Below are 13,385 nucleotides of genomic sequence, written 5' to 3'. Positions count from 1 at the left end.
TTCATACCTTGCAAACGCCTCAAAAATACAAGCTGGGAAAATTTTAAAAGCCCTATTCATCAGTGTTACCAGCATTGTCACACCCATAATAAAGCCGAAAAAGAATTTGGACCCAATACTATTTTTTATAGTTATATTATATTTTTATTCAGATAACCGTGAAAGAGCGGATTATAAGCTCGGATTACTGTTCGTATAAAAATCTACAAATCTGCATAAAATGAATGTTTTACCGAATCAAAGTAAACGAAAGCACTCATTACTTTCATATATAAGTCTACTTATAATCTGCGTATCGGAAAAAACATATATCCTTTGCCAGTTACAGGACAATTAAAATCATGTACCGAGCCAGCAAGAGTAATATTGTTTTCATGTAGATACAAAATGACATTTTGGAAAGTATTATTACCCTCATTTTCTACATAGATATATTCATAGCTTGGTACAATCCACTTTGTCCAACCAATCGGTGGCTCTGCATCATCCAGACATTCTACTCCAGCAAGGTACAAACCCTGTGAAAATCCATTTTCCCATGGGTTGAACGAATGAGAAAAATCAGACATTGCACCCCATACTCCTAAAATATTCCCATCATCATCCTTTTTGGCTAGATGAGCTACTTCATTAAAATGGGAATTGGCATCTTCCCAAAGTCGCTGGATAAATCCCTTACCATCGGCAGTAGAACCTTCCTTCCCAATAACAGTAAAGGAAGCTTTTTCACATTTTTGAATATCCATTATAATCCCTCCATTTTTATAAACTGCATTATTGCTTTTTCTAAGTTTATTTTACCATTATCTACTTTTCGATTCAATTTGTATAAGAGTATATCCTCATATCTTCTTACTACTCATTATAAGTCTACAAACTTCCCCATTGTTTATACTACTAGTCTATTCTCCTCTTAAGCAAGGTGAATTTCAAATTATGACAGACGTTTCTCTTGTTGACAGTACGAAAGGCAGAACAAGAACTTCTTCCAAGATGTATAGCACAGTAAATAAACTTTTATCGGAATCAGTTAGTATGATTGTAGAAAAAGTCTTTGAGATACTGGAAGCAATCAAATAAAGTGAAGGCGAATGGATAGCAGAATCTTCAATAGTTTATGATAAATCAAGTCAAGCTGTTTATTATTGCGATAATCAAGGTTTTGCAAATATTCAAGACTTTCTTTTTCAGTAATATAAATTTCAATTTATCTGAAAAATATGAGTCATTAATATGGAAAATAACATACACTCTCTTCTTTGTTATCAGTATTTCTGATATACTAATGTTAGTTATTCTTAATTTGTAGAGTAATTGTAACTATAAATTATTTACATTTTGTACTAAGGGAAGGAGATGTTAACCATATTAACTCCATATTTAACATTTAATAATACTTGTGAAGAAGCTTTTAACTTTTATGCTGAGGCTTTTGGAGGTGGAAAAACTCGATTTGCAAGACTAAACAACAACCCAAACAACCCTGTTATGCATGCAAGTGTCACTTTCACAAAATATGATGGTTGTATAATGGGTGCAGACACAGAAGAACCTGTTGTAATTTCTGGCATGGCAATTTGTGTTGTGTTGCCATCTCGAGAAGTAATTGAAGAAATATCTGTAAAACTTGCCGAGGGTGGTATACTTGTACAAAACTTTTTACCTCACCCACCACCAGATGAAAATGATGGTGCTGCTGAAGTACTTGATAGGTATGGGTATACTTGGTATTTGAGTACATAGACAAAACAAAAAATCTACAACTAATAAATATAATGTAACTCAGACAAATTCAAATTTAATATTTTAATATAAGCCATTAATCTATCAATATTAATGGCTCTTTTCATATCCATAAAAGAAAAAACAGAATCTTTAAATACAAAAAAATCACCTAATTTCTAAAAATGTACTACTCTCTAAAAAATGGGATTATTCATATTAATGTAGACATACATGATATTTAAATATATCATTATATCATAGGTAAAATTTTTCACACATCAATAATTTTATGATAGCTATTCATCTTAAAATTAATCATTTTTTCACTATAGCCAACTATTTTAATACTACAGCTATTTATTTTAATACTATAACTATTTATTTTAATGTTAATCATTTTAAAATTAATCTTAAAATGATTACTTTTTTAGGAGGATTTATGAACCTTTCATACGTAAAAAAATATTTTATAAACTTTTGTATAGCGATATTAATATCTTTACTCATAGCTTTTGTGTATTTTATTACTTCAGCTTTTCAATCAATTAACAGTGCAATACAAAATCAGATGATTAAAACTATCTCAACTTTTATAATTTCTTTTATAATAGTAGTAATCTTAGCTAAAATGTATAATGAAAGCATAGTAGAAAATACTTATAAAAAACTTTCTTTAAAAAGCTTCTTTAAATATAACAAATATGACAAAAAACATATATCAACTATATTATCACTACTAATGGTATCAATAATATTTGCCATAGGAACATCAATCTTTATTTCTAAATTAACAGAGGGATATGGCTCTGATTCAAATTCTGGAATGATTACTTTTATAGCTGCTTTTACATATGTTCCATTTTTAGAAGAATTAATATTTAGAGGTCTATTTTTTAATATTGCCTCTAGCTTGCTAGATATGAAAAATCCTATTGTAAAAAACATTGCAGTTGTAGCCAATATTATACTTTTTTTAACTATGCACTATTCTAGTTGTGGTTTTCCTATATTTAATATACCTCTATCACTGTTAATATCAATTCTTCCAAGAATAGTTATTTCAGCATCAATGGTATATATTTATATTGAAACTAGAGATATTAAATACAATATTTTTTTACATATGATATATAATTTTACAGCTTATGTAATAAATTATATTTTGATGCCATACATGTAAATTACAATACTTTTTTGATAAATAATAAATGTTAAAATCATAGTATAAACTACTTTTTTATGATAAAATTATAAAGCTAGAATATGATTTTAGAGTCACCCTACAAACTACAACTTTATGCTAAATTTACAAATTATTCTTTATATTTTTATGGACACATATTTTTTTGACTAGATTGAAGGTAAAAAATAAAAGGATGGTGATTTAATTGAAACTCAATAAATTTATAGAATTTACAATAGGTCTATTTATAGATATAGAAATCAGTTTACTTTTAGACCTTGATTTTCTACTGACAACTTTATTTGCTGTATTATACATAACTCTATATATTCCAGATGTCTACAATAGCATAAAAAAATAAAAATTTATCCTTGATAAATTATATTTTATTGTTTAATATATTTATCTCATACTTCTAGCTATAAATGTACAAACAACGAGTTGAACCACTTCACCTTAACTCCCTTTGGTAACATTTGAAGGTGGAGATTCCTGTTCGATATTATTTTTGCACTAATAATTCATATGCTCTACGGGCTGTTCCATACCCACTAATCTTAATCCTTCTTTTAGTGTAATAACTAGCATTTATGTCTCTATCATACTCTGTATTACAGTCTAGACAAACCCATTTTATCAACTCCTTGTGTACTTACTTAATATCTAAAATTTATTATACATCTTTACGAATACCTACTGCCCTTAACGGACCAAATAACGACATTCTAGCAAGTATCAGTGCCATTTCCTCAGGAGATTCTTTCATGTTTTTTTCAAGCCAGTGTTGAATTACACCTAAGTCTGCTGAAAGTATATATTGTATAAAATATTCTTCTGAAATTACTGCCTCATCTATATTAAAATTTTTAATCTTTTGTTTCTCAAACAAATTACTTCCAATAAATCTTTTTATTTTTCTTTCAAAAGTAGGGTCACCCTTTGGACCTAAAATCGCTTTAATAATTACTGAATTTTCTCTAAAATATTCAAAAAGCTTTACCATAAATGGAAGAGGCTCATTCGAGGTATCTAGATTCATCATGTTGACTGAATCAAGATGTTTAGTCTCTTCTTCAATTTCCTGTATGATTTCATTTTCAATCTTCTCTAACAAGTCATACTTGTCAACATCGTGCAAATAGAAAGTTCCTCTATTTATATCTGCCCTCTGAGTTAAGTCAGTAACCGATATATTGTTAAATCCTTTCTCGTCTATTAACTCTGCTAAAGCAGACCTAATCATCTTTTTAGTACGTATTTTTCTTCTATCAATAGATGTTTTTTTCATGACTTATTTCCTCATTCTATATAAATTTTTTAACTTTAATTAACAATTCTCTAGTAAATGTCCATTACTTAACAGTTTAAATATTATTGTTTATTGCATAAAGCATTATAAATATTATAATATACATATAGATTATTAATCAACAATGTGTTCATAAAAAAAGCAAATTAATTTGAAGTAGATGTTTAACATGAGCGGAAAGTTTGCCTTTAATGGATACATTTTAGGATATCCTAAAAATAATATTAATGAAGATAAAAAATTAAATATAGATGAAATTGCGCAATAAATATAAATTTAATAATTTGGGTAGATGAATTGATTAATGGAGGATAAAAATGAACAATTTAGATAAAAACAATGTTAATGAAGTTTTAGATATGCTGTTAAGAACGCGAAGATCTGTAAGAAGTTTTACAAAAGAAGCACCCTCAAAAGAACTGGTTGAAGAAATAATTGAAACTGGAAGACTTGCACCTTATGCAATACTTGCAGTAGCAAAACAGACAGATTTCAGACATTTCTTTGTTATTTCAAATAACAGTTTACAAATGGATAAAATAAAAACTATTCTTGTTGATGTTATCAAAACTCAAATATCAAGCCTTGAGAAGGAGGCTGAGAACAACATTACTCTGCAATCCTTCATTGCTTCCTTAAAGATGCAAGTTAAAAAAGGTGTTCTCGGTATAGGGACATCACCTTATCTTATTATTGTAGCAGAACGTCGTGGAATACCAGCCATAGAACAAAAGTCATTATCTCATGTTATGCAGAATATGTGGCTTAAATCAACTGCTTTAGGATTAGGTTTTGAACTTGTTAGTGTAATAGGAAGATTGAGTAATAATAAAGATTTTTGCGATATTTTAGGATTACCAACAGGAGAATATGGATTTGATGCCTGTGCGATTGGCTTCCCTACAACATCTGTAACTAAGGAAGGCAGAACCGTTCCTCATCCATCAATAAAATGGATATAATAAAATAAATATAATAAGGGAGTGTCTCAAAAGGAACCTTTTAGTTCATGAGACGCTCCCTTTTGTATGAAATCAAATATATTTTTATCATTTCGCCAATAAAAGAGAATTCTACCTCCATTTTTAGATAATCCTTATTAAGCATAAAATTCCACTCTAGAAAACTTCTTAATCTCATAATATTAAATACACCTACTCTACTCTTTCATAAATCAACTAAAATAATTGATATAAATTATCATTTGCTGTTGAAAATACCACTCGCTCGTGCTATACTTAATTTCATAAATGGTAATAAATGTCATATGATTTTGCAAATCTATTAATAATAATTATTATTAAGTTTTAAATTTTTGAAATTAATATCAAGAATTTTCTAAAATATAAAATAAATATAGAAAAATTGTACCAGTTAGCTAAGAGTTACTGCAACTTTCCAAACTACTTTTGTAAAATTATAAATTTACTGACATAGCTCAAGTAAAGCTTCTACACTCTATAAATAGTTTTTGTAAAACATACTCTACTTCTAGCATTTATTACTCTACACACAAATAAAATAAAATCTAATTAAACGAAAGGATAAGGTAAAATGAATATTTTAAAAATGAAAAAAACAGGGATATTTTTAGGAGGAGTACTTTTTGGTACTTTAGGCGTTAAGATACTTTCAAGTGACTGTGCAAAAAAAACTTGTACTCGTGCAACAGCAGGAGCATTAAAGGTTAAAGATTCTGTACTTGAAACAACTACTAAAATTCAAGAAAATGTAGAAGATATTTTAGCTGAAGCAAAAGAAATCAACGAACAGGAAGAATTATCGACATCTAAGGCAAACTCTGTACAAGAGGTTTCTAAATGCGAGCAAGAAGCTCCTAAGACTGATGCCGTAAAAACTGTAGAAGAAGATACTAATTCTAATAGCGTTAAATGTGAAGAAATCAAGGAAAATGAAACTGAAGATAAAAATAGTACTTGCACAGCAGAATAAATTTAACGATTATTATAATTAATAATATAAGGTACTATAGTTGATTATACCAAGTATTATAATTAATAATATAAAGTACTATAGTTGATTATACCAAGTATTATAATTAATAATATAAAGTACTGTAGTTAATTATATCAAATATTATGATTAATAATATAAGGTACTATAGTTGATTATACCAAGTATTATAACTAATAATATAAAGTACTGTAGTTAATTATACCAAATATTATAATCAATAATATAAAGTACTATAGTTGATTACACCAAGTATTATGATTAATAAAAATATTAGATATCATAGTTGATTATACCAAGTATTATGATTAATAAAAATATTAGATATCATAGTTGATTATACCAAGTATTATGATTAATAAAAATATTAGGTATCATAGTTAATAGTTCCAAGTATTATAATCAATAATATCAAATATTATAATTAATTATACCAAGTATTACAATTAATAATATCAAGCATCATAGTTAATAGTGCCAAGTATTATGATTAATAATATCAGGAGGAAGTAAATTGAATTTTTATATAAAGCACGAAATAAGAGGTCGTATACGTTTTGATTTACAACTTGGTAAATTAAATAATAAGCAATCAGATACTCTCTTATATTATTTAACTTCTATAAATGGTGTTACTAAAGCAAAGGTTTACGATAGAACTGGTGACGCAGTTGTTTATTACACTGGAGAAAGAGAATACATAATAAGAGAAATCACCAAGTTTAGTTTTAATAATAGCGAAATAGAAAGCCTAGTCCCTGAACATACTAGCAGAGAATTAAATAATTACTATAGAGATAAATTAGTAAACAAACTACTAGTTAAAAGTGTATCTAAAATATTTTTTCCAAAGTCCTTAAGATTTTTCTTAATAGGATTTCACTCTATAAAATATTTTAAAAAAGGTATCTCTTCTCTACTAAATAAAAAAATAGAAATTTCTGTTTTAGATGCCACTGCTATAGGTATTTCTATTTTTAGAAAAGATGTCAATACAGCTGGGTCAGTCATGTTTCTTCTTGGTATAGGTGAATTACTAGAAGAATGGACTAGAAAAAAATCTATAGACGATTTGGCTCAAAGTATGTCATTAAACATTGAAAAAGTATGGTTAAAAAAAGATGATACTGAAATACTAGTTCCAATTTCAGAAATAAAGGAAGATGACTTAGTCAGTGTAAATATGGGAAACATGATTCCATTAGACGGAGTTATAGTGTCAGGAGAAGCAATGGTTAATCAAGCGTCACTTACAGGTGAATCTCTTGCAATCAATAAAAGAGAAGGTTCCTACATATATGCTGGAACTGTAATAGAACAAGGAAATATTGTTATGTGTGTCAAAGAAAAAGCTGGTACTACTAGATTTCAAAAAATAGTAACCATGATTGAGGATTCTGAGAAGTTAAAATCTTCTGTAGAGAGTAAATTTGAACATCTGGCAGATACATTAGTTCCATACAGTTTTTTAGGAAGCATATTAACCTATGCAATTACTAGAAACCCAATAAAAGCACTCTCTATATTGATGGTCGATTTCTCATGTGCATTAAAACTTTCCATCCCTATTTCTGTGCTATCAGCCATGAGAGAATGTAACAATCACAATATTACTGTAAAAGGTGGAAAATTCCTTGAAGGTGTTGCCTATGCAGATACTATTGTATTTGATAAGACGGGTACACTAACAAAAGCTCAACCAACTGTTTCAGATATAATTACATTCCAAGATTATAATAAGAAGGATATGTTAAGACTTGCAGCTTGCTTAGAAGAACACTTCCCACACTCTATAGCAAATGCAGTAGTCTATGAAGCTGAAAAGCAAGGGCTTAGTCACAAAGAAATGCATACAGAGGTAGAATACATTATTGCACATGGTATTTCAACAAAAGTTGATAATAAAAAAGTTATAATAGGTAGCAAACATTTTGTATTTGAAGATGAAAAATGTACTATTCCAGATGGCGAAGAGGATAAATACAATAATCTATCAGATGAATATTCACACTTATTTATGGCAATATCGGGTAAATTATCAGCAGTTATTTGCATCAATGACCCTTTGAGAGAAGAAGCAAAATATGTAATTTCAAATTTAAGAGAATACGGAATCAAAAAGATTGTGATGATGACTGGAGATAGTGAAAAAACAGCTAAATCTATAGCAAGTAAAATTGGTGTTGATGAATATTATTCAGAAGTCTTGCCAGAAGATAAAGCCAACTTTGTTAAAAATGAAAAACTAAATGGTCGCAAAGTAATTATGATTGGAGATGGAATCAACGATTCCCCTGCTATTTCAGAATCAGATGTCGGAATTGCAATGAGTGAAGGTGCTGAAATAGCAAGAGAGATTTCAGATATTACTATATCAGCAGATAATTTGAATAACTTAATCGTTTTAAAACATATTAGTAATAAGCTTATGAAGAGAATCGATTTAAGTTCTAAGTTTATTATTAGCTTTAATTTAGGTCTGATTTTACTTGGTGTAGGTGGATTTATTAGACCAAGTACATCTGCCTTTTTACACAACGCCTCTACTGTTGGAATAAGTTTAAACAGTATGACAAATTTATTAGAAGACTCTAATACTTATAGCTACAATTAATCCTAATTATATAAAACATCCTTATAAAACACATGTACATATAAAAGATTTATAGTTCATATTTAAAAAGAAGGAGTTGTCTCAAAATTGATTTTTTACAATCAAATTTCAAGTTCAACTCCTTTATATACTTCCCCTTTTATAAATTTCTTTAAAACTTATCCTTCAATTATATTTTCAACTAATCTTTGTTCATAGCATTTTAAATCATTTTGTTTTAGATAATTAAATTCAGACTCTACATAAATACCACATCCTACAAATTCAATTGTCAAGTTAGGTATATTTTCTTTCAATATGCTAGTCTGTTCATAAATAATTCTCTCCAATAAATCAACCTGTAATATTGAAAAATGCTTCATAATCTCTCCATCATTATCTATATCTTTTTTGATTTCAGACCAATTCTTTGCCAAAACACCTTTCAAATCAACATATCCTAGACTCTTCAATATATCCATACTCTCGTCCCATGCGTATTTACTAGATTTATCAAAATATGATTCTAGTTTCTTCTTCTGTTCCTTCGTCAATAAGTCATAAGAAAGTTTCTTATTAAAACGTGTCTTCAAAGAAACCTTTGCCATAGAATATGGGCTTCTACCAGAGTTTAGACCAGAATTCTTGAATTTTTCTATTCCTTTATCTTCTACTGAAGACCATATTGAGTTTATTGAATCTGAATCATTGTATTTAACATCAAGACCATGTGTAATATCAATATAGTTTTGTGGAAATACATATTGATAATAGACATCATTTCTATCATCATATAGTGAAAAATATCCGCTATCGTATAAACGCATATGTACATTTACTTTTGAGCTATCATCTAAAATATTTCGTCTAAGATTAGGGATATTAGCATAAATAGTTACATATTTCATAGCATCAAAGTGTTGATTTACTGGAATCTCAAAGTTAATTTCCTCTCCAGTCAAAAGCTTTTTCACTTCTTCTTCACTACAAGCATATAAAGAATATGTATTTTCATATCCTACTTTAGTTTTTCCACCTAAACTTCCTGCCAATGCTACTTTTAGAATATGATTATCTGTTTTTTGCCATTGATAAGTATCTTGGTCTAGAAAATCTTTAATCTGTCTATTCTGCTCTTTAGCTTGATTTACAACCTCATTTTCGTCTTCTGTAATCCCTACATGGCATCTATTTAAGATATTTACTATATTACTTCCAAATGGGAATGTCCACAATTGAAAAGCTGCTGCCTCCACTTGACACAAATATCTAACCTGATTTAATTCAATTTGATGAATAAGTTTTTTCTGATACTCATTCATCTTATTACCACTATCCGACATTTGATAAATCAATTCTCCCATTGCAAGATTATCTTTTTTCTTATCAATCTTATCAGTAATGGTAATCTGAGTTTCCATCATATCCTGCACTTTCTTGAATATTCCAGAAATCTCCTCTGAGTTTTCCATTTTTAACTTTGAAAATTTTGTAATTAACTCCGTTAAAACATCCTTCATTTTTAATTTACTTATCTCATTTTCAAATATATCTTGATTTTTAACTGTACTATCAAATTTTTCTACAAATGGTACTATAGATTCTTTAAAAGTTTTATCTTTAAACTCTACCATCTGAGTATTTAACTCATCCAATTTTTTAATATTATTTTCTTTATCCTTAATTGCATCTTTTACAACCTCTATTTTACTTTCAAAACTAGACTTTACATTAAGACAATTATTAACACCACTAATTGCTGTATTGACAAGAGAACAAGCAGAACTACCAATACTTAAGACATTTTTAATAGTAGCTGTCTTTTGTTGTCTTTCAACAGCTTGCTTACTCTTTTCTAGTGCAGCCAGCTTGTCTTTTTGTTGTTTATTACTATAGTTTGCTTCTAACATACCTATTTCTTTTTTCTGGATTTTTGTGTAGATTTCCTCATACTCGCCTTCACTTAATCCATTTTTTGCTGCTGTGATATCACTATCTCTTTCTGCATAGTTGGCGTCATCTACAGACTTAACTATAATATCTTTAATCTGATTAAACTTCTCTCTTTTTCCTTCATCAATACCTGCTAAGTTATACGTCATTTTGTCTAAAACAATCTTTCTATCGTCATTTAACTGTTCTCCAAGAACAACACCAATACCATCAGAATCTAATTTAAAATCTGAAAACTCAACCATCCTGTTAGTCCAGTTGTATTCCTCTTCTTTAGCTGAAAGATTTTCATTCAAAGATTTTGCACTATCAAATGCTCCTAGACAAGCTTGACCAATACCACTAAATGCTGTTAGTAAGCTCAACGCGCTTTGTATTCCTGAAAGAATTAACTGTGTTTTCATTTGTTCCTCAAGTTTTTTCTGTTTTTCTTTTAGTTTCTCTATATCTTCTTTTTCATCTTCTTTCATCTTTAGAATCTCTTGAATTAATAGATTCATTTTTGCAGAAACAGAAAGCATTTTATTCTCAAGTTCATTTCTTAAAACTTCTATTTGTTTATTCCCAGATTCAATTTGAGTCAGTATACCTTCTTTATATGTGTTGAAATATCCTTCTTTTAATTTATCTTTCTGTCCTTGTTCCAATTCTTTTAAAATCTTATCTAGATAATTTGTTAAAGCACGAATATCTGTAACACGATTTCCTCCAATTTCATTTTCTTCTATCATTTGCACATAAAACGCAGTCTTTTGCTCAAGTGCAAATAAAATCATACTCCATTCGCTAAAATTCTGTTTTTCTGCTATAAAAGATTCTATTTTATCAGACTGCATCAATTTATTTATAAGATATTCATAAATTTCTTTTGCCTCTTGATAAAATTCTTTCTTTATATTCATATCATCTATAGAAATTGGCTCTTTCTTTTTACTCTCAAATTTAAAGTACTTTTGAAGTATTTCTTTATTTAACTGCATCTCTACTTTCTCAACAGCATGAAAAATCTCATAAATATTTGAAAGTTCTAAAATATCAGCTTCTAAGATTCCTACTGTACACAATAGTTTAAGATTTCTATATCCCTTACTTCCAGTAAAACCGAATCTATCAAAGAATTCATAGAAGAATGTATCCATTGATAAAGAATACTCTTGCTTTAATAATTCCTTTTCTTTTAGTGCATTTCCAAAATGTCCTTCTTTTCCTTCTGCTCCATCTGAACCTGAATCTTCACGTTTGTTAATCGTCCAATCCTTATGCTTTTCATAAAGAGCATTTAATTTCACTCCATCATCTGCTACTTCATTTTCTATTGAAGCATGACTCAGTACATATCTCTGAACCTCCCATGACTAAAGTCACAGGGTTCCTGTTTCATAGAATTTCGCATACTAAAATATGTCTTACAAATTCTCCACAGGCTATCCCCGTAGTTCCTACGGTTCTTACATACGTTATCTATTTTAAACGGTTATTAGTCTTAATCCTTCTTTTAGTATATTTATACTTGCATTTATATCTCTATCATGAGTTGCATTACAACAAGGACAAACCCATTCTCTTATACTTAAATTCTTAACTTCCTCGTTTTTGTACCCACATTTATTGCATATTTGTGAACTTGCAAAGAATTTACCTACCTTTACAATTTGTCTACCATACCAATTAGCCTTGTATTCTAATTGACGAATAAATTCTGACCATGACACATCAGAAATAGAAAGAGATAATTTACGATTTCTAGTCATATTCTTTACTTGTAAATCCTCTATGCAAATAATATCATTCTCTCGTATTAATTTGGTAGATAGTTTTTGTAGAAAATCCTTCCTTTGATTAGCTATATGTTCTTGAAGTCTTGCAACTTTTAATCTTGCTTTATTTCTATTTAAACTACCAATTGTTTTTCTCGATAATTCTCTTTGTAATTTAGCAAGTTTGTTTAATGACTTCTTAAGATACTTAGGATTTTCTATAAAGTCTCCACAACTTGAGATACAAAATTCTTTAATTCCTAAATCTAAACCTATCTGATTATTAGTATTTTCAAAAGCTTTAATATCTATATCAGTACAACATAGTGATACATAATATTTACCACTTGGCTCTTTGGATATAGTAGCATTAAGTATTCTCCCTTGAGGTACTTGTTTATCCCTTACTTTAACCATACCAAGTTTAGGTAATTTTATATATTGACTAAAGTAGATAATGTTTCCATTTGTAAAGTTAGTTCTATATGAAAATCTATTAGTTTTCTTTGATTTAAATTTAGGAAATCCTGAATTTTCTTTAAAGAATTTTTTATATGCGTTTTCTAAATCTTTTAAGGTGTTTTGTAGTGAAAATTTGTCAGGTTCTTTAAGCCACTCTAATTCTCTTTTTAAATTGGTCAAATCAGAACTGCACTGTTTATAAGTAAAAGTTTCTTTATTGTTTTCATAAACTTCTATTTTTTTAGCAAGATACTTATTATATACAAATCTACAACATCCAAAAGTTTTGTTAATTAACTCTTGCTGTTTTTTATTTGGATACATTCTAAACTTATAAGCTTTTTCCACTACTATCACCTCACTTTAATTGTTTTTTATGATTATTAATATACATATCCGAGTAACTTCTATTTTTCATCACCCATTATA

10 protein-coding genes and 1 pseudogene are annotated in these 13,385 nt (G+C 28.5%); 7 read left to right on the top strand and 4 right to left on the bottom strand.

Features of this window, described 5'->3' with window-relative positions; all coding sequences use genetic code 11:
• Window positions 1–281: 281 nt before the first annotated feature.
• Window positions 282–746 (bottom strand): GyrI-like domain-containing protein, encoded by a 465-nt coding sequence (locus ACTG45_RS03295; RefSeq protein WP_021383255.1) that lies wholly within the window; start codon window positions 744–746, stop codon window positions 282–284.
• A gap of 190 nt (window positions 747–936) precedes the next feature.
• Between ACTG45_RS03295 and ACTG45_RS03290 the strand changes: the two genes are divergently transcribed.
• From ACTG45_RS03290 to ACTG45_RS03275, 4 genes are all read left to right on the top strand, one after another.
• Entirely contained in the window at window positions 937–1,080 is a 144-nt protein-coding gene (locus ACTG45_RS03290) for a hypothetical protein (protein ID WP_479919812.1), read from the top strand.
• A 276-nt stretch (window positions 1,081–1,356) separates the two neighbouring features.
• Complete coding sequence (locus ACTG45_RS03285; protein ID WP_479919811.1) at window positions 1,357–1,743, top strand: VOC family protein; 387 nt, start codon at window positions 1,357–1,359, stop codon at window positions 1,741–1,743.
• A gap of 421 nt (window positions 1,744–2,164) precedes the next feature.
• Window positions 2,165–2,905, top strand: a complete 741-nt coding sequence (locus ACTG45_RS03280; protein ID WP_479919810.1) for a CPBP family intramembrane glutamic endopeptidase — start codon at window positions 2,165–2,167, stop codon at window positions 2,903–2,905.
• A 208-nt stretch (window positions 2,906–3,113) separates the two neighbouring features.
• Window positions 3,114–3,269 carry a hypothetical protein gene (locus ACTG45_RS03275; RefSeq protein ID WP_021383241.1) on the top strand — a complete coding sequence of 52 codons (156 nt, stop codon included), beginning with the start codon at window positions 3,114–3,116 and terminating at the stop codon, window positions 3,267–3,269.
• 312 nt (window positions 3,270–3,581) lie between these two features.
• On the opposite strand, the gene ACTG45_RS03270 is transcribed toward ACTG45_RS03275, so the two are convergent.
• The gene (locus ACTG45_RS03270; protein ID WP_479919809.1) at window positions 3,582–4,196 is read right to left on the bottom strand and encodes a TetR/AcrR family transcriptional regulator; all 615 of its coding nucleotides are present in this window, start codon (window positions 4,194–4,196) and stop codon (window positions 3,582–3,584) included.
• A gap of 380 nt (window positions 4,197–4,576) precedes the next feature.
• Between ACTG45_RS03270 and ACTG45_RS03265 the strand changes: the two genes are divergently transcribed.
• The 3 genes from ACTG45_RS03265 (at window position 4,577) to ACTG45_RS03255 (ending at window position 8,805) form a co-directional block, all read left to right on the top strand.
• Window positions 4,577–5,179 carry a nitroreductase family protein gene (locus tag ACTG45_RS03265; protein ID WP_479919808.1) on the top strand — a complete coding sequence of 201 codons (603 nt, stop codon included), beginning with the start codon at window positions 4,577–4,579 and terminating at the stop codon, window positions 5,177–5,179.
• Window positions 5,180–5,771: 592 nt separating this feature from the next.
• Window positions 5,772–6,170: a DUF6110 family protein gene (locus ACTG45_RS03260; protein WP_479918117.1), complete on the top strand. Its 399-nt coding sequence runs from the start codon at window positions 5,772–5,774 to the stop codon at window positions 6,168–6,170.
• A 535-nt stretch (window positions 6,171–6,705) separates the two neighbouring features.
• Window positions 6,706–8,805 carry a heavy metal translocating P-type ATPase gene (locus ACTG45_RS03255; protein ID WP_479919807.1) on the top strand — a complete coding sequence of 700 codons (2,100 nt, stop codon included), beginning with the start codon at window positions 6,706–6,708 and terminating at the stop codon, window positions 8,803–8,805.
• A gap of 158 nt (window positions 8,806–8,963) precedes the next feature.
• On the opposite strand, the pseudogene ACTG45_RS03250 reads toward ACTG45_RS03255, so the two are convergent.
• Both ACTG45_RS03250 and tnpB read right to left on the bottom strand, forming a co-directional pair.
• A pseudogene (locus tag ACTG45_RS03250) lies at window positions 8,964–12,077 on the bottom strand (hypothetical protein); the annotation flags it as partial.
• Window positions 12,078–12,203: 126 nt separating this feature from the next.
• A complete protein-coding gene (gene tnpB, locus ACTG45_RS03245; RefSeq protein ID WP_479919806.1) occupies window positions 12,204–13,313 on the bottom strand; it encodes an IS200/IS605 family element RNA-guided endonuclease TnpB in 1,110 nt (369 codons plus the stop codon).
• Window positions 13,314–13,385 lie beyond the last annotated feature (72 nt).

This window comes from Clostridioides sp. LIBA-7602, assembly GCF_056688945.1.
Note: the sequence above shows the minus strand (reverse complement) of the source record. Positions and strands in the feature narration are given on the sequence as shown.

What these genes read in the sequence shown, in the direction of transcription:
- ACTG45_RS03295 (WP_021383255.1), bottom strand. Translation starts at nt 746, where the DNA reads ATGGATATTCAAAAATGTGAAAAAGCTTCCTTTACTGTTATTGGGAAG.
- ACTG45_RS03270 (WP_479919809.1), bottom strand. Translation starts at nt 4,196, where the DNA reads ATGAAAAAAACATCTATTGATAGAAGAAAAATACGTACTAAAAAGATG.
- ACTG45_RS03265 (WP_479919808.1), top strand. Translation starts at nt 4,577, where the DNA reads ATGCTGTTAAGAACGCGAAGATCTGTAAGAAGTTTTACAAAAGAAGCA.
- ACTG45_RS03285 (WP_479919811.1), top strand. Translation starts at nt 1,357, where the DNA reads ATGTTAACCATATTAACTCCATATTTAACATTTAATAATACTTGTGAA.
- ACTG45_RS03290 (WP_479919812.1), top strand. Translation starts at nt 937, where the DNA reads ATGACAGACGTTTCTCTTGTTGACAGTACGAAAGGCAGAACAAGAACT.
- ACTG45_RS03260 (WP_479918117.1), top strand. Translation starts at nt 5,772, where the DNA reads ATGAATATTTTAAAAATGAAAAAAACAGGGATATTTTTAGGAGGAGTA.
- ACTG45_RS03280 (WP_479919810.1), top strand. Translation starts at nt 2,165, where the DNA reads ATGAACCTTTCATACGTAAAAAAATATTTTATAAACTTTTGTATAGCG.